This is a genomic window from Albimonas pacifica (assembly GCF_900113695.1).
Lineage (GTDB): Bacteria > Pseudomonadota > Alphaproteobacteria > Rhodobacterales > Rhodobacteraceae > Albimonas > Albimonas pacifica.
On record NZ_FOQH01000003.1, the window covers coordinates 343,844 to 360,140 of the forward strand.

Consider the following 16,297-nt stretch of genomic DNA (forward strand, 5'->3'; position numbering starts at 1 on the left):
CGGCGGCTGAAGCGGATGCGGGGGGGTGACGTCGTGCTCGTCCGCGGCCTCGCGCAGGTCGGCGAGGATCTCGTCCGCCCCGGCGATGGCGTTGGGCGAGGTCCAGGGCTTGACGTCGTAGCCGAAGGCGTAGAGGTCCGAATCCGAGCGCACGCCCGGGTAGCGGAACAGGTCCCAGGCGCCGACCAGGTCCTCGCGCGCCTCGACCGCGGCCCAGGCGCGGCCGGGCGCCGCGCGGGTCAGCCGGCAGGCGGCGCCGATGCCCGACAGGCCGGCGCCGATGATCAGCACGTCGAGCGTCGCGGTCATCGCGGCCCGCCCATGGCGCCCAGTCCGGCGGAGCGCGGGCGGGTTTCAACGTCCCGATGGCCTCGCGCGGCCCGCCGCGGGCGCGAGGCCGGCGGGCGGAGGCGCAAGGCCGGGGGCGCGGGAGCCGCTCGGAGGCCCTCTCAGGCCTCCCAGGTGATGCGGCCGCCGCAGATCGTGACGGCGGCGCGGGCCTGGTCGATCTCGGAGGGCGGCAGGGCCTCGAGGTCGTGGGACATCACCGCGACGTCGGCCATCATGCCCGGCGCGAGGCGGCCCTTGCGGTCCTCGTTGAACTCGACCCAGGCGTTGCCGGCGGTGTAGCTCTCCAGCGTCTCCGCCAGGGTCTGGGCGTTGTCGACCCAGGGCTCGCCCAGGTCGAGGGGGGCGACGGCGGCCTTGAGGTTCGTCGTGACGTCCACCGGCATCACCGGCCAGTCGGTGGAGAAGATCACCCGCGCGCCCGAGTCCCGGATCTTTCGCCAGGCGAAGGCCCAGGGGATCTGGCGCGCGTGCAGCATCTTGCCGGCGCCGTCCGGGGGGAAGACCCCGCCGAAGGGGGCGTGGCCGGGCTGGATGGAGGCGACGGCGCCGAGTTCCTTGAAGCGGGGGAGGTCGGCGGGGTCGAGGACCTCGATATGCTCGACGCGGTGGCGGGAATCGCGCGGGCCGTTGGCCTCGCGCGCGGCCTGGAAGCCGTCGAGCGTGCGGCGCACGGCGAGGTCGCCGATGGCGTGGACCGCGATCTGGAAGCCGCGGCGGTCGGCCTCGATGCAGGCGGCGTTGAAATGCTCGGGCGTGAACACGGCGTCGCCGGTGGTGGTCAGGCCGGGGTAAGGCTCGATCATCAGGGCGGTGGAGCTCTCCACCACGCCGTCCATGAACATCTTCACCCGGCCGGTCCACAGCCAGTCGGAGGCGAAGCGGCGGCGCATCTCCTCGGCCTCCTCGAAGCGGGAGAGGGGGTCGTGGCTTTTCAGGTGGAAGGGGACCTCGGTGCGGCAGAGCAGGTCGCCCGCGGCCTCGCAGGCCTGCAGGATCTCGGCCGTGTAGAAATTGCCGTCCATGTTGTGGAGGCTGGTGATCCCGTGGGAGGCGGCGTGGCGCAGGCCGCGGGCCATGACGGTGGCGTCGAGCGCGCGCTCGGCCGCGGTCGGGGCGGGCGCCGGGTCGGCGCCCGAGACCAGGCCGAACATGTCGCGCCCGCCGTAGCGGGTGTGGGCGAGGATCGGGGCGTAGGCGCCGGGCTCGCGCAGCTCCCCGGTCGCGGTGCCGTCGGGGGCGAGGCGGATCTCGGAGCCCATCTCGGTGGCGCCGCCGTGCAGCAGGCCCGCGAGCTCCAGCGCCCTGGTGTTGGCCCAGATCGTGTGGTGATCGGGGGCGAACATCGCGAAGGGACGGTCGGGGAGCACCCGGTCGAGGTCCTGGCGGGTGGTGCTCCGGCCCGGGCCGAGGACCGCGTAGTCCGCCTGGATCGCGAAGACCACGCGGTCGGCGGGGTTGGCGGCGGCGTAGGCGCGGACCCTGTCGGTCAGCGCCTCGATCCCCGTCACGCCGTAAAGGTCGAGATAGTCGAGCTCCACCGCGCCCTGGAAGAGATGCACGTGGCTGTCGATGAAGCCCGGCAGGACGGTCGCGCCCTGGGCGTCGACGATGCGGGTGGCGGGGCCGGCGAGGCCGCGGATCTCGGCGGTCTCGCCGACGGCGGCGATCCGGCCGCCGGAGAGAGCGAGCGCCGAGGCGCGCGGGCGGGCCGGGTCCATGGTCAGGAGGCGGCCGTTGAGGACGACGAGATCGGGGGGCACCATGGGCTCCTGATTTGGCCGGCGGGGGGAGGAGGCGCCCTGCGGGCGGGCTTGGGACTGCAGGCCGGGGGGGGCGCCGGGAGACGCGGAGGCCGCTTCTGAACTCACCCAAGAACAGGCCCCGCGCCTGTCCTCCGGATCCGTCCATCGCTGAAGATGCCTGAGCGACTCGCCCAGCCCCGTCAAGGACAAGCCCGCTTCGCGGGTCGCTGCGCGATCCTTGACGGGGCCGGGCGAGTCGCTCTTTACGGCATCAGCGACGGACGGCTCCGGAGAACAGGCGCTCGGCGAGGGCTGCGGGCGTCGCGCCGGGGCGCCTGGGGCAGGCGCGGCGCCCCCCGGGTGGACAGGGGGGCGCGTGAGGCTCAGGGCTGGAACGGGGTTCCGAGCGGGGAGGTGCGCAGGCCGGGGCGCAGGCGGGTCCAGGGCAGGGTCGCGGGGTCCACGGCCATGGGGCCGGGGGCGGCGCAGACCAGGATGGTCTCGGCGATCGGCTGGAAGTCGGCGCGGAAGTGATTGGAGCTTTTGACGACCAGGATCTTCTCCTCCTCCGGCGGGACGCCGAGCGAGCGGAACATCTCGCGGTCGGCCATCTGCGCCTTGGTGGAGACCACCGCCACCCGGACGTCGCCGATGCGCAGCAGCGCCGACGGGCCCATGTCCATCATCCGGCCGGAGTAGTAGCCGCCCCTGGCGAGGAACCGGCCGTCGGTGAGCTTTTCGATCAGGAACTCCGCCTCGAAGGGGGCGTCGCCGGGGATCTTCGACCTGGCGCCGAGGGCCAGCCGGATGGTCGCGCCTTCGCCGGCTTCGTGGCAGGCGGCGGCGCTCGCGGGGTCGAAGATGTTGCCGATGGCGCCCGAGGCCCCGCAGGCCACCAGCGCGCGCAGCATGCCCATGGTGTCGCTGTCGCCGCCGGCGCCGGGGTTGTCCTGGGTGTCGGAGATCACCACCGGCTTCGAGGCCGTCTCGGCGATGCGCATCGCCTCGCGCACGCCCTCCTCCGGCGTCCAGACGGGGCCGGCGAAATCGGCCTCGGCGGCCTCGACGGCCAGCGCCAGCTGCTCGGCCGCGATCTCGGCGCCGGGGCCGTAGGCGGTGATCGCCATGCCGCAGTCGGGGAAGTCCGCCGCCGGGAAGCCCATGTTGAAGCTCAGCGAGGGGCAGCGCGGGTCGGAGACGAGCTCCTCGAGCTTCTCGTAGAGGGCCTTCGCGGGGTTCTCGAAGGTGGTCTGCCAGCTGATCGCGGTCAGGAAGTCGATCTGGCGGAAGGCCTTGGCGAATTTCTCGCCCGCCAGCAGGCGGGCCATCATCCGGGCCGAGCGGCGGCCGGTCTCGGCCATGTCGACATGGGGGTAGGTGCGGTAGCTCTCCAGCACGTCGGCCATCTCGACCATCAGGGGGGTGACGTTGGCGTGGAGATCGAGCGAGACGGTGATGGGGAGCTCGGCGCCGACCTGGGCGCGGATCCGCTTGAGGATCTCGCCCTCGCCGTCGTCGAGATGCTGGGTCACCATCGCGCCATGCAGGTCGAGGCAGATGCCGTCGATCTCGCCCGCGGCCGCGATCAGCTCCAGCAGGCGGGCGGCGATGCGTTCGAACGCGTCCTCGGTGACGTGGGCGGAGGGGGAGGCCATGCAGTAGAGGGTGGGGATCACCTCCCAGCCCTCCTGCTCGCCGACCTCCATCGCGCCGCCGATGGCGGCGTTCACGCCGCGCACCTTCTCGCGCAGGTCCTCGCCCTCGGACATGCGGCCGTAGCCGCCGCCGCCGACGAAGTCCTTGTAGGCGGCGAGCGACGGGCCGAAGGTGTTGGTCTCGTGCAGGAAGCCGCCGAAGACGATCCGGGGCTTGCGGTCGGGGGCGGGCATCACGCGGCCTCGATCTTGTTGAGCCCGCACCAGCGGGCGATGAACAGGGCGATGGTCTCGGTCACCTTCTGCACCGAGGCGAGCTCCACCTTCTCGTCGAAGCCGTGCACGTTCAGCGCCTTGGGGCCGAAGCAGACGGCGGGGATGTCGTAGTAGAGCTCGTAGAAGCGGGTGTCGGTCAGGGCGGTGGAGGAGCGCAGCTCCATTATCTCGTCGCCGAAGACGTCCGCGTAGGCCGAGGACAGGACCTCGTGCAGCTCGTCGCCGTTCTCCAGCACCCAGCCCTCGGCCTGGAAGCCGTTCCAGACCACCTCGGGCGGGTTGTTGGCGAGGAACGGGTTGTCGCGAGCCGCCGCCGCCACGCAGTCGACGATCTCCTGCTTGCAGGCGTCGAGGTCGAAGCCTGGCAGCACGCCGATGCGGCAGTCGACGTCGCACCAGGCGGGAACCGAGGAGGCCCAGTCGCCGCCCTTGATCTTGCCGGCGTTGAAGTTCAGCGGGTGGGGCACGTCCTTCCAGACCGGATCGTCGCCCTTGCGCGCGTTCCACTCCTCCTGCAGGGCGTGGAGCTTCTTGAGCACCTCGTAGGCCGCCATGATCGCGTTCGAGCCCTCGCCCGCGACCGAGACGTGGACCGGCTTGCCGCGGACCTTGAGCTTGAACCACAGCACGCCGACCTGGGCGTTGGAGAAGCGGTGGCCGGTGGGCTCGGGCAGGAGCGCCGCGTCGGCGCGGTAGCCGCGCTGGAGGGTGGAGAGGGCGCCGAGCCCGGTCGATTCCTCCTCGATCACCGACTGGAAGAAGACGGGGGCCGCAGGCTCGAACCCCGCCTTGCGCAGCGCGTCGAGGGCGAAGAGCGCGCAGACCGTGCCGGCCTTCATGTCGCCCGCGCCGCGGCCGTTCATCCAGCCGTCCTTGATCGCCGGCTCGTAGGGGGGCGTCTCCCACATCTCCAGCGGGCCGACGGGGACCACGTCGAGGTGGCCCTGCAGGATCAGCGAGCGGCCCTTGACCGTCGCGGGCCGGTGCGCGCCGACCACGGTGCGGGCGCGGGAGAAGTCGCCCTCGATCGGGCCGAAGCCCTTGAGGTCCTTGAGGTCGTCGAGCTCGATCTTCCAGTCGTCGACCTCGTAGCCGCGCGCGCGCAGGGCGGCGGCGATGAAGTCCTGCGCCGGGCCTTCCTCGAAACGTTGCGAAGGGATCCTGACGAAATCGGCGAGAAACGAAGTCTCCGCCGCGAAGTTCTCGGCCACCGCGGCCACGATGGCGGCGCGGTCTGCATCATCGATAGGCAGGGGGGCGGTCATCCGGGCGTCTCCTTGGGCAGTGCGACACAATTCGCACAGCGATACGGGGTTATTGGTTCGGACATAGATTGACAACGCCGCGACCCACGACGCAACCTTTCTCTCGCACCTGCAAAAGGCGCCATCGAACCGCAGCGCGACGCTCCGTGGGTCGCTGCGAAAAAGAGACAACAGCCGGAGCCGGGCGCCCGAATCCTTCCGGGGGGAAGGGGGCGCCGGCGCCCCACGGCCGGCTGACCCGACAGGAGACGCGAATGTTCGACTTCCTCGCAAAGACGGGACGCCGAGCGGCGCCGCGCCGCCGGACGGCGGCCGCTCTGCTCGCCGGCGCCGCCGCCACGGCCCTGCTGGCCACGCCGCTTTCCGCGCAGACGCTCAAGGTCGTGATGCACTCGTCGCTGCGCGTGCTCGACCCGATCATCACCACCGCCTACATGTCGCGCAACCATGGCTACATGGTCTTCGACACGCTGTTCGCGCTGGATGAAGAGTACAACATCAAGCCGCAGATGGCCGAGGGCTACACCGTCTCCGACGACGGGCTGACCTACACGATCACGCTGCGCGACGGGCTGCTGTTCCACGACGGCGCGCCGGTCACCGCGACCGACGTGATCGCCTCGCTCAAGCGCTGGGGCGAGCGCGACGGCATGGGCCAGAAGCTGATGTCGCAGATCGCGTCCTGGGACGCGCCGGACGACAAGACCGTGGTGATCACCCTCTCCGAGCCCTACGGGCTGCTGATGGACTCGATCGCCAAGCCGTCCTCGAACGTGCCCTTCATCATGCCCGCGCGCCTGGCCGAGACCCCCTCGACCGAAGGCGTGCCGGAGCAGATCGGCTCGGGCCCGTTCAAATTCGTGCAGGACGAGTTCCAGCCCGGCGTGAAGGCGGTCTACGAGAAGTTCGAGGAATACGTGCCCCGCGACGAGCCCCCCTCCTGGGCCTCGGGCGGCAAGGTGGTGAAGGTCGACCGCGTCGAGTGGATCGTGATGGCCGACGCCCAGACCGCCATGAACGCGATCATGTCGGGCGAGATCGACTACTGGGAGGCCCCGCCCTACGACCTGCTGCCGGTGCTGGAGACCGTGCCCGACCTGACGATCCACGTGATCAACAAGATGGGTTCGACCACCATCGGGCGCTACAACTTCCTGCACCCCCCGTTCGACGATCTGAAGGTTCGCCAGGCGGCGATGATCGCCATGAACCAGCAGGACGTCATGGACGCCATGATCGGCAACCCGGATTACTACACGATCTGCGGCGCCATGTTCATGTGCGGCACGCCCCTCGAGACCGAGGTGGGCGCCGAGGGCGTGATGGAGAAGGACGACCTCGACAAGGCCAAGGCGCTGCTGGCCGAGTCCTCCTACGACGGCACGCCGCTGGTGATCATGCACCCGACCGACGTGGGCTCGCTGCGCACGCAGCCGGTGGTGGCCGCGCAGGCGTTCCGCGACGCGGGCTTCAACGTCGACCTGCAGGCGATGGACTGGCAGACCCTGGTCGGCCGCCGCGCCTCCCAGGCGCCGATCTCCGAGAACGGCTGGAACATGTTCTTCACCACCTGGGTGGGCGCGGACGTGTTCAACCCGATCGCCAACAACATGGTGAACGGCAAGGGCTCGGACGGCGGCTGGTTCGGCTGGCCCGACATGCCCGAGGCCGAGGAACTGCGCGACGCCTACGCCAAGGCCGCCACGGTCGAGGAGCAGAAGGAGATCGCCGAGAAGCTCCAGGCCTTCGCCTACGAGAACGCCATGTACATCCCGCTGGGCCAGTTCACGGCTCCCGCGGCGTGGACCGGCAAGATCGAGGGCGTCCTGGACGGCCCGGCGCCGTTCTTCTGGAACATCTCGAAATCCGAGTGACCTGAGCCTGCCCGGCCCCCGCGCGGGGGCCGGGTTCCCCCGCCGAGCCGCGCGCCCGGGCAGGCCGCGGAGCGGCCGACCCACTCCCCCGCGCGGATCGTCCCCGCAAGAAGACGCCGCGGCTGCGAGCGAGGTTTTCCCCGATGCTCTCCTACATCCTCCGGCGCGTGCTGGCGGCGATCCCGGTCATGATCTTCGTGGCCCTGTTCGTCTTCCTGCTGCTGCGCCTCTCGCCCGGCGATCCGGCCGCGATCATCGCCGGCGACACCGCCACGCCCGAACAGCTCGAGCAGATCCGCGAGCGGCTGGGCCTGAACGACCCGCTGCTGGTGCAGTTCGCCGACTGGGGCTGGCGCCTGCTGCAGGGCGACTTCGGCGAGTCGATCCTGTCGGGCACGCCTGTCACCTCGATGATCGCCGACCGCATGGAGCCGACGATCTCGCTGGCGCTGACCACCATCGTGCTCTCGATCGTCATCGCCGTGCCGCTGGGCGTGATCGCCGCGTGGAAGCACGGCACGATCATCGACCGGGTGGTGATGGCGATCTCGGTGCTGGGCTTCTCGGTGCCGGTGTTCGTGATCGCCTACGTGCTGATCCAGGTCTTCGCGATCAACCTCAAGTGGCTGCCGGTGCAGGGCTTCACCTCGATCTTCGACGATCCGGGGACCTTCGCCCAGCGCATCACCCTGCCGACGCTGACGCTGACCTCGCTCTATATCGCGCTGATCGCGCGCATCACGCGGACCTCGATGCTCGAGACGCTGGGCGAGGACTTCGTGCGCACCGCGCGGGCCAAGGGCCTGGCGGAGCGGCGGGTGCTGATGAAGCACGCGCTGCGCAACTCGGCCGTGCCCATCGTCACCGTGATCGGCATCGGCTTCGCGCTGATCATCTCGGGCGTGGTGGTGACCGAGTCCGTGTTCAACCTGCCGGGGATCGGCCGCCTGACCGTGGATGCGGTGCTGGCGCGCGACTACCCGGTGATCCAGGGCGTGATCCTGCTGGCCTCGCTGCTCTACGTGGGCATCAACCTGTTGATCGACATCGCCTACGTCATCCTGGACCCGAGGATCCGTTACGCATGACGACCGCGCCCAACTACTCGGCCGCGCCGACGCGCGGCGCCCTGATGTGGAAGCAGGCCCGCGCGATGTTCTTCGCCGGGCCGGTGACCTCGCTCGCCACCGTGGTGATGATCCTGATCGTGCTGATGGCGATCTTCGCGCCGCTGATCGCGCCGCACGATCCCATCCGCCTGAACCCGGCGATGCGGCTCAAGCCCGCCTCGGACGAGTTCCTGCTGGGCACCGACGCCTATGGGCGCGACCTGTTCAGCCGGATCATCTACGGGGCCCGCATCTCGCTCGCCGTCGGCGTGGGGGCGGCGATCCTCTCGGTCCTGATCGGGCTGGGGATCGGCCTCGTCTCGGGGTTCTTCCGGGGGCTCGACGCGGTGCTGATGCGCATCGTCGACGGGCTGATGGCGATCCCCTCGATCCTGCTCGCCATCGCCATCGTGGCGCTGTCGGGGGCGACGCTGGGGACCGTGCTGCTCGCCATCGTGATCCCCGAGGTGCCGCGCGTGGTGCGCCTGGTCCGCTCGGTGGTGCTGTCGGCGCGGGAGGAACCCTACGTCGAGGCCGCGATCTCCGTCGGCACGCCGACCTGGAAGATCCTGACCCGGCACCTGCTGCCCAACACCATCCCGCCGCTGATCGTGCAGGGCACCTACATCTGCGCCGCCGCGATCCTGACCGAGGCGATCCTGTCGTTCCTCGGCGCCGGCATCAACCCGGAGACCCCGACCTGGGGGAACATCATGGCCGAGGGCCGCGTCTACTTCATCATCAACCCCGGCATCATCCTGTGGCCCGGGCTGGTGCTGTCGCTGGCGATCCTGTCGGTGAACCTGGTGGGCGACTCGGTGCGCGACGCGCTCGACCCGCGCATGGCCAAGAGGGGGATCGACCGATGAGCGAGAACGTTCTCGAGATCCGCAACCTCTCGATCGCGCTGGACGGGGACGACTCGGCCCGGGTGGTCAAGGACCTCAGCCTCTCGATCAAGCCGGGCGAGACCATGTGCCTGGTGGGCGAGTCCGGCTCCGGCAAGTCGCTGACCTCGCTCGCCACCATGGGGCTGCTGCCCAAGGCGCTGAAGGCCACCACCGGGGAGATCCTGGTCAACGGCGTCGACGTGCTCAAGCAGTCGCCGGGCAAGCTGCGCGACATGCGCGCCACCCAGATGGCGATGATCTTCCAGGAGCCGATGACGGCGCTGAACCCCGTCATGAAGGTCGGCGACCAGATCGCCGAGGTGATGGAGGCGCACGGCCGCTCGAAGGGCGACCGCAGGAAGGCCGTGCTCGAGATCATGGAGCACGTGCACCTGCCCGACGTCGAGCGGATCTACGGCTCCTACCCCCACCAGCTTTCGGGCGGGCAGCGCCAGCGGATCATGATCGCCATGGCGCTGGTGCTGCGGCCCAAGCTGCTGATCGCGGACGAGCCGACCACCGCGCTCGACGTCACCACCCAGGCGCAGGTCCTCAAGCTGATCCGCGAGCTGCGCGAGGAGCTGGGGACGGCGGTCCTGTTCATCACCCACGACATGGGCGTGGTGGCCGAGATCGCCGACGACGTGACCGTGCTGCGGCTGGGCGAGGCGGTGGAGCGGGCGCCGGTCGTGGACCTGCTGCGCGGGCCCAGGACCGACTATGCGCGCGAGCTGCTGTCGGCCGTGCCCTCGCTGATCCCGCGCGCGCCGCGGCCCACGCCGAAGAAGGCGACGCCGGCGCTGAGCACCGAGGCGCTGACCAAGGTCTATTCGACCAAGACCCTGCTGGGGAAGGCGAAGGAGACGCGGGCGGCGGATGCGGTGAACCTGACGCTCGGCCCCGGCCGGACGCTGGGGATCGTGGGCGAGAGCGGCTCGGGCAAGTCCACGGTGGCGCGCTGCATCGTGCGGCTGATCGATCCGACCTCCGGCTCGGTGAAGATCACCGGCGAGGAGATCGCCGACGTCCCGCTCAACCGGCTGAAGCCCCACCGCAAGCGGGTGCAGATCGTCTTCCAGGACCCGTTCCGCTCGCTCAACCCGCGCATCGAGGTCGGCGAGTCGATCATCGAGGGGCCGCTGAACTTCGGCGTCTCGCGCAAGCAGGCGCTGGAGGACGCCAAGCGCCTGCTGGAGCTGGTGGGCCTGCCGCGCTCGGCCATCGACCGGTTCCCGCACCAGTTCTCCGGCGGCCAGCGCCAGCGCATCGCCATCGCCCGCGCGCTGGCGATGCAGCCGGACCTGCTGATCGCGGACGAGGCGGTCTCGGCGCTGGACGTGTCGGTGCAGGCGCAGGTGCTCAAGCTGCTGGACGAGATCCAGGAGCGGATGGGCATCGCCATCCTGTTCATCACCCACGACCTGCGCGTCGCCGCCCAGATCTGCGACGAGGTGATGGTGATGCGCAAGGGACAGGTCGTCGAGGCCGGCCCCGCCGCCGAGGTGCTGGCCCATCCGCGCACCGAGTACACCCGCTCCCTGATCGAGGCGGCGCCCGGCCGCCACTGGGACTTCGCCAATTTCAGACCGGTCGCGGAAACCATCGCCGCCGCCGGCTGAGAGCCCTCGCGCCGCCCTTCGGGGCGGCGCTTTCATGTGGCGGGCAGGGCTCCCCGCGCTTCAGAAAAGACCCCGAGGACAACCGACATGGACATCAACGCCCTTCCCTTCGACGCCGACGAGATGCTGAAGGGCCTCAACGCCTGGGTGGCTCAGGAGAGCCCCACCTGGGACGCGGGCGCGGTGAACGGGATGCTGGATCTCGCCTCCCGCGACCTGGCGGAAATGGGCTTCACGATCGAGCGGATCCCCGGCTCGATGGGCCTGGGCGACGTGCTGCGCGCCACCCAGCCGACGCACCAGAAGGCGGGCGAGAAGGGCGTCCTGATCGCCGGCCACATGGACACGGTCCACCCGGTGGGCACGCTCAGGGATCTTCCGATCCGGCGCGAGGGCGACCGCGCCTACGGCCCCGGCATCTGGGACATGAAGTCGGGCAACTACCTGTGCCTGGAGGCGATCCGCCAGCTGAAGAAGGCCGGGATCGAGACGCCCCTGCCGATCACCATCCTGTTCACCCCCGACGAGGAGATCGGCACCCCCGCCGCCCGCGGCATCATCGAGGCCGAAGCCTCCCGCGCCCGCGCGGTGCTGGTGCCCGAGCCGGGCAAGACCGGCGGCGGCGTCACCTCGGGCCGCTACGCCATCGCGCGCTTCAACCTCAAGGCGCTGGGCATCCCCTCGCACTCCGGCGCCCGGCTGAAGGAGGGCAAGTCGGCGATCCGCGAGCTGTGCCGGCGCATCGAGCAGATCGAGGGGATGACCACCGACGACTGCACCTTCTCGGTCGGCGTGATCAAGGGCGGGCAGTGGGTGAACTGCGTCAGCTCCACCGCCTTCGGCGAGGCGCTGTCGATGGCCAAGGAGCAGGCCGACCTCGACCGCGGCGTCGAGGCGATGCTGGCGCTCAACGAGCCGGGCGTCTTCGAGGTGACCCGCGGCGTGACGCGCCCGGTCTGGACGCTGGACGACGGCACGCGGGAGCTGCTGGCGATGGCCGAGGCCTTCCACAAGCAGGTGGGCATGGGCTTCTCGCACGCCCCCTCGGGCGGCGGTTCGGACGGCAACTTCACCGGCGCCATGGGCGTGCCCACGATCGACGGGCTCGGCACCGAGGGCGAGGGCGGCCACACGCTGCACGAGCACATCCTGGTCCCGACCCTCGCCACCCGCGGCAAGGTGGTGGCCGGGCTGCTCGCCACCCTCGCCTGAGCCGGGCCGCGGGCCGCCCCGCCGAGGCGGGGCGGCTCTTGGGGCCACAGGCGCCCTGCGGGCGGGCTTGGCTAGGGCGCGCCTGTTGGGGGCGTTGCGAGGGATCGGCGAGGGCGGGAGCCTCCGGCGGGCTCCTGACTCACCAAAGAACAAGCCCCGCGCCTGTCCTCCGGAGCCGTCTCTCGCTGATGGATGCCTGAGCGACTCGCCCCGGCCGGTCAAGGACAAGCCCCGCTTCGCGGGGTCGCTTCGCGATCCTTGACCGGCCGGGACGAGTCGCTCTTTCCGGCATCCGCGAGAGACGGCTCCGGAGAACAGGCGCTTTGCGAGGGCTGACGGGCCGCGCGCCCGGGCGCCTGGCGCGGGCGGCGCGCGGGCGGCGGCGCGGGGGGGAGATCCCGGCGAGCGAGGCCTGCGCCTCGGCCGCCGGGACCGGGGCGGCGGCTCAGCCCAGCCGGCGGCGCAGGGCGTGGGGCAGGGCGAGGTCGATCGCCAGCATCGCGACCAGCGACAGGCCGACCAGCGGGAACAGCATCCCCGCGACGACGGCCGCCGCCAGGATCGCCCGGGGCGCGCGCCAGTCCTGGGGCGGGCGCGGGGCGCCGAGGCCGCCGGCGGGGCGGCGCTTCCACCACATCGCCGCGGCCGAGACCGTCGTCAGCAGGATCGCCAGGCACGCCAGCAGCATCGCGAGCTGGTTCGCCCGCCCGAACTCCTGGCCCATGTGCACGCTGATCCCCCACTCCGCCGCGCGGCCCAGCGCGCCCAGATCCTCGAGCCCCATGTCGACCAGCGCCTCGCCGGTGTAGCGGTCGAAATGCACCACCCGCTGGCCGGAGACGGCGTCGGGGAATGCCGAGGCGGTGAACACCCCCTCGGCCGTCGTCGGCGCGTCGAGCGTCCAGCCGGGGGCGAGCCCCAGCGCCTCGGCCCGCGCGACCACCTCGTCGAGCATAGCGGGCGCGGCGGGGGCGGGGGCGCCGGCCGCCGCCCCGCCGTGACGGGCGTGGCCGGGGGAGGCGGGCATCGGCTGCGGCGCGAGGATCCAGGGCGCTTCGTCCAGCGCCTCGCCCATCGGCACGGTGGAGAGGGGGTAGGACGACCAGTAGCCGTCGGGCACGCCGAGGCCGAGCGCATGGGCGCCCTGGTGGAAGGCCTTGCCCCAGACCCCGGACCACGGCAGCCCGGTCAGCGCCAGGAACACGAGGGCGAGCGCGGTCCAGGCCCCGGTCACGGCGTGGAGGTCGCGCCACAGCGCCCGCCCGCGGGCGCGGCGGGGGAGCAGGACGCCGACCCTCCGCCCGCGGCGCGGCCACCACAGGTAGAGGCCGGTGGCGGTCAGCAGGAGCGTCCAGCCGGCCGCCGCCTCGACGATCCGGTTCCCCCACCAGCCCACGTAGTCGAGGCTGTGGAGCTTGCGCGCCACCCACATCGCCCGCGAGCCCGCGGCGCCCGCGTCCCAGGTCGAGCCCAGGACCTCGGCCGTCCAGGGGTTCACCCAGGCCACGTCGCGCAGGCCGTCGGCGCGCAGGATCTTCACCTGGGCGCTCAGGCCGGGGGCGGCGGGGGGCGTGTAGCCGCGCAGCGTTCCGGGGATCGCCTCGAGCGCGGCGGCCGCCAGCGCCGAGGGGGGCAGGGGCGCCTCGGCCCGCGGCTCGACCCGGCGCAGGTCGGCGTGGAGGGCGGCGTTGATCTCGTCCTTGAACAGGTAGACGGCGCCGGTGACGGCCAGCAGCGCCAGCACGGGCAGCACCAGCAGGCCCGCGTAGAAATGCCAGCGCCAGACGGCGCGGTAGAGGGCCGAGGCCGCGGCGCGCGGCTCGGCCGCCGCCGGGCGCGCGGGGGCGCCTCCGGCGGGCAGGGAGGGGTCGGTCATCGATGTCTCGCAAGCGTGAGGGGGCCGCGCGCCGCGGCGGGGCGGCGGGGCCGGGAGGGGGCCCGGGTCTCGGGTCCCGGGTCTCGAACCGCTCAGGCGAGGGGCGGGGGGCCGCGGGGGCGGTAGGCGGGGGGCGTCTGCGCGCGCGGCGCGGGGCGGGGGGGCGTTTCGGGGGCCGCGTGGAGCGGCGCGGGGCGGGGCCGGAGCGCGGGGCCCTCGGGCGCGGCGGCGAGGACGAGGCCGAAGAGGGTGCAGGGCTCGGACGTCGGCGCGGTCTCGGGGACGGCCTGGCCGTCGGCGTCGACGGCGACCCAGGCGATCTCGGTCCCGGTGCAGATCGGCAGGAAGCCGGCGACGCCCGGGGCCAGCAGGGCGGCGCCCACCACCCGCAGCGACAGCGCCAGCGCCAGCAGCGCGCCGAGCGCGGGGCCGAGCCCCCGGGTATGGGTCGCTGCGCGGAACATCGGCCCTGACTGCCCCGGTTCCGACCGCCGGCCGATGCGGCATGGCGCGCGGGGGCCGCCGGCGCGGTCCACCGCGCGGCGCCGGCCCTGCTCGTCGCCCGGGCCGCGGCGCGGCCCGCCGCGTGGCGCTCGCAGCCCGGCGGTCGGCGATGCGGCTGGCGGCGGCCGCCGCCGCGAGGGTTCGGTCCGACGCGGCCCAGCGCGGCGCGCCCGGCGCCGCCGGGCGTCCTCCGGGCGCGCCGCCGGCCCCGGGCCCAAGCCCGCCCGCAGGGCGCCTCCGGGCCGGGGAGCGGTCTCGCCCGGCCGGGCGCGATCCGCGGGGGCCTGCGGCGGAGGCGGGGCCGGGCGCGCGGGCCGCCCTGCGGGCCGGGCCGGCGGCGGGGCCGCCGGGGGCCGGGGTCAGGGGGTCTCGGCGTCGCCGTCCGCGGCGGGGGCGTCGGTCGGGGCGCCCTTGCGGGCGGAGGGCGGCGAGGCCGCGCCGGTCAGCGCGGCGGGGGCGACGGCGGTGCGGACGTGCAGGTCCTGCTGGGGGTAGGGGATCGAGATGCCGGCGGCGTCGAAGGCCTCCTTCACCTGGCGGGTCAGGTCCCAGTGGACCGTCCAGTAGTCCGCCCCCTTCACCCAGGGCCGGCAGATGAAGTCGACCGAACTCGGGCCCAGGGCGCCGACGCGGATCACCGGGGCGGGCTCCTCCAGCACCAGGGGGTGGGCGGCGACGACCTGCTCCAGCACCGCCTGGGCCTTCTCGATCGAATCCTCGTAGGCGATGCCGAAGGTCAGGTCGACGCGCCGGGTCGGGGAGATCGTCACGTTGGTGATCACGTTGCCCCAGACGTTGGCGTTGGGGATCACGATCACCTGGTTGTCGGGCGTGACCACCGTGGTCGACATGATCGAGACCGAGCGCACCGTGCCCGCCACCCCGCCGACGTCGACGTAGTCGCCCTCGTCGAAGGGGCGGTTGATCATGATCATCAGGCCCGAGGCGAGGTTGCCCAGCGTGCTCTGCAGGGCGAAGGCCAGGATGAAGGAGGCGCCGCCGATCAGGGCGAAGACGGGCGTGACGTCGACCCCCAGGGCGGAAAGCACCACCATCAGCCCGATGGCCAGCACCACCCAGTAGATCGCCACCACGATGAAGGCCTGCATCAGCCGGGAGAGGTTCGGCACCCGCCCGATCCAGCGCCGCACGAGCCCGCGCACGAAGCGCGCCGCGATCACCAGCCCCACGAAGGCCGCGGCGACCACCGCGAGGTCCTTGAGCACCGCGAGCCCGCCGTCGGCCGCGAGCAGCCAGTCCAGCGCCTCGCGCGCCAGCATCGCGGGGGTGGCGGTGCGGGTCTCGTCGACCAGGATGGCGGTGCGGTAGTCGCGCAGCTTCTGCACCGCGGCCGGGTCGCCGCCCTTCTTCTCCCAGGCGTCGAGCACGGCGGCGTAGCGGTCGAAGAGCGCCTTGCGCTCGGCCTTCAGCTCGGCGAGGCGCACGGTCGCGGGATCGGCGCCGCCCATCACGGCGATCTGGGCCTCGGCGGTCTCGGCGGTCTTGGCCTGGACCCGGGTCTGCCAGGCGGCGGCGGCGGCGGCGAGCTCGGGCTCGGTCAGGGGCAGGAGGCGCAGGACCAGCGCCTCGAGCGGGGTCCCGGGGGCGAGGACGGCGGCGGGAACCGGGGGGTTCTCGCCGGCGTCCTGGGCCCGGAGGAGGGCGGGGGCGGCCAGCAGCAGGACGGCGGCGAGCAGGGCCGAGAGCGCCAGGCGCAGACGGCGTCCCGGGACGGGGGAGGGTCGGTGCGGCATGGCGGGCGCCCTTTCTGCGCGAACGGTCGGGCCCGACGCTCGCCGGGCGGGAGCAGCCTGCCCTCGCGGCGCCGGTTGCGGCAAGACTTTCCATGCCGCGGAACGGGACGACGGGACGGGCGCTCGCGCTGCGCGCGTCGCCCCGCCCGCCGTCCCCCGAGGCGCCCGGG

Annotated in this window: 11 protein-coding genes; 5 read left to right on the forward strand and 6 right to left on the reverse strand. The window is 72.6% G+C overall.

Features of this window, described 5'->3' with window-relative positions:
• Window positions 1–449: 449 nt before the first annotated feature.
• From BM064_RS07300 to BM064_RS07310, 3 genes are all read right to left on the reverse strand, one after another.
• Window positions 450–2,114, reverse strand: a complete 1,665-nt coding sequence (locus tag BM064_RS07300; RefSeq protein ID WP_092859088.1) for an amidohydrolase — start codon at window positions 2,112–2,114, stop codon at window positions 450–452.
• Window positions 2,115–2,476: 362 nt separating this feature from the next.
• On the reverse strand, window positions 2,477–3,982 hold the full coding sequence (locus BM064_RS07305; RefSeq protein WP_092859089.1) for a M81 family metallopeptidase: 1,506 nt from the start codon (window positions 3,980–3,982) through the stop codon (window positions 2,477–2,479).
• A complete protein-coding gene (locus BM064_RS07310; RefSeq protein ID WP_092859090.1) occupies window positions 3,982–5,289 on the reverse strand; it encodes an ArgE/DapE family deacylase in 1,308 nt (435 codons plus the stop codon). Before BM064_RS07310 ends, BM064_RS07305 begins: the two co-directional genes overlap by 1 nt.
• A gap of 254 nt (window positions 5,290–5,543) precedes the next feature.
• Here BM064_RS07310 and BM064_RS07315 point away from each other — a divergent pair, with 254 nt between their 5' ends.
• From BM064_RS07315 to BM064_RS07335, 5 genes are all read left to right on the forward strand, one after another.
• Window positions 5,544–7,163 carry an ABC transporter substrate-binding protein gene (locus BM064_RS07315; protein WP_092859091.1) on the forward strand — a complete coding sequence of 540 codons (1,620 nt, stop codon included), beginning with the start codon at window positions 5,544–5,546 and terminating at the stop codon, window positions 7,161–7,163.
• A 143-nt stretch (window positions 7,164–7,306) separates the two neighbouring features.
• A complete protein-coding gene (locus BM064_RS07320; protein WP_092859092.1) occupies window positions 7,307–8,251 on the forward strand; it encodes an ABC transporter permease in 945 nt (314 codons plus the stop codon).
• The gene (locus BM064_RS07325) at window positions 8,248–9,141 is read left to right on the forward strand and encodes an ABC transporter permease (protein WP_218160975.1); all 894 of its coding nucleotides are present in this window, start codon (window positions 8,248–8,250) and stop codon (window positions 9,139–9,141) included. Before BM064_RS07320 ends, BM064_RS07325 begins: the two co-directional genes overlap by 4 nt.
• Window positions 9,138–10,781, forward strand: coding sequence for a dipeptide ABC transporter ATP-binding protein (locus BM064_RS07330; RefSeq protein ID WP_092859093.1), 1,644 nt, complete (start codon window positions 9,138–9,140; stop codon window positions 10,779–10,781). The genes BM064_RS07325 and BM064_RS07330 overlap by 4 nt, the downstream gene beginning before the upstream one ends.
• 87 nt (window positions 10,782–10,868) lie before the next feature.
• Window positions 10,869–11,993, forward strand: a complete 1,125-nt coding sequence (locus BM064_RS07335) for a M20/M25/M40 family metallo-hydrolase (RefSeq protein WP_092859094.1) — start codon at window positions 10,869–10,871, stop codon at window positions 11,991–11,993.
• Window positions 11,994–12,438: 445 nt separating this feature from the next.
• Here the strand turns inward: BM064_RS07335 and BM064_RS07340 are convergent, their stop codons facing one another.
• The 3 genes from BM064_RS07340 to BM064_RS07350 form a co-directional block, all read right to left on the reverse strand.
• Window positions 12,439–13,869, reverse strand: coding sequence for a PepSY-associated TM helix domain-containing protein (locus BM064_RS07340; RefSeq protein ID WP_092859095.1), 1,431 nt, complete (start codon window positions 13,867–13,869; stop codon window positions 12,439–12,441).
• Window positions 13,870–13,961: 92 nt separating this feature from the next.
• Entirely contained in the window at window positions 13,962–14,333 is a 372-nt protein-coding gene (locus BM064_RS07345; RefSeq protein WP_092859096.1) for a hypothetical protein, read from the reverse strand.
• 399 nt (window positions 14,334–14,732) lie between these two features.
• Window positions 14,733–16,127 carry a mechanosensitive ion channel family protein gene (locus tag BM064_RS07350; protein WP_092859097.1) on the reverse strand — a complete coding sequence of 465 codons (1,395 nt, stop codon included), beginning with the start codon at window positions 16,125–16,127 and terminating at the stop codon, window positions 14,733–14,735.
• Window positions 16,128–16,297 lie beyond the last annotated feature (170 nt).

What these genes read in the sequence shown, in the direction of transcription:
- BM064_RS07300 (WP_092859088.1), bottom strand. Translation starts at nt 2,114, where the DNA reads ATGGTGCCCCCCGATCTCGTCGTCCTCAACGGCCGCCTCCTGACCATG.
- BM064_RS07305 (WP_092859089.1), bottom strand. Translation starts at nt 3,982, where the DNA reads ATGCCCGCCCCCGACCGCAAGCCCCGGATCGTCTTCGGCGGCTTCCTG.
- BM064_RS07310 (WP_092859090.1), bottom strand. Translation starts at nt 5,289, where the DNA reads ATGACCGCCCCCCTGCCTATCGATGATGCAGACCGCGCCGCCATCGTG.
- BM064_RS07315 (WP_092859091.1), top strand. Translation starts at nt 5,544, where the DNA reads ATGTTCGACTTCCTCGCAAAGACGGGACGCCGAGCGGCGCCGCGCCGC.
- BM064_RS07320 (WP_092859092.1), top strand. Translation starts at nt 7,307, where the DNA reads ATGCTCTCCTACATCCTCCGGCGCGTGCTGGCGGCGATCCCGGTCATG.
- BM064_RS07325 (WP_218160975.1), top strand. Translation starts at nt 8,248, where the DNA reads ATGACGACCGCGCCCAACTACTCGGCCGCGCCGACGCGCGGCGCCCTG.
- BM064_RS07330 (WP_092859093.1), top strand. Translation starts at nt 9,138, where the DNA reads ATGAGCGAGAACGTTCTCGAGATCCGCAACCTCTCGATCGCGCTGGAC.
- BM064_RS07335 (WP_092859094.1), top strand. Translation starts at nt 10,869, where the DNA reads ATGGACATCAACGCCCTTCCCTTCGACGCCGACGAGATGCTGAAGGGC.
- BM064_RS07340 (WP_092859095.1), bottom strand. Translation starts at nt 13,869, where the DNA reads ATGACCGACCCCTCCCTGCCCGCCGGAGGCGCCCCCGCGCGCCCGGCG.
- BM064_RS07345 (WP_092859096.1), bottom strand. Translation starts at nt 14,333, where the DNA reads ATGTTCCGCGCAGCGACCCATACCCGGGGGCTCGGCCCCGCGCTCGGC.
- BM064_RS07350 (WP_092859097.1), bottom strand. Translation starts at nt 16,127, where the DNA reads ATGCCGCACCGACCCTCCCCCGTCCCGGGACGCCGTCTGCGCCTGGCG.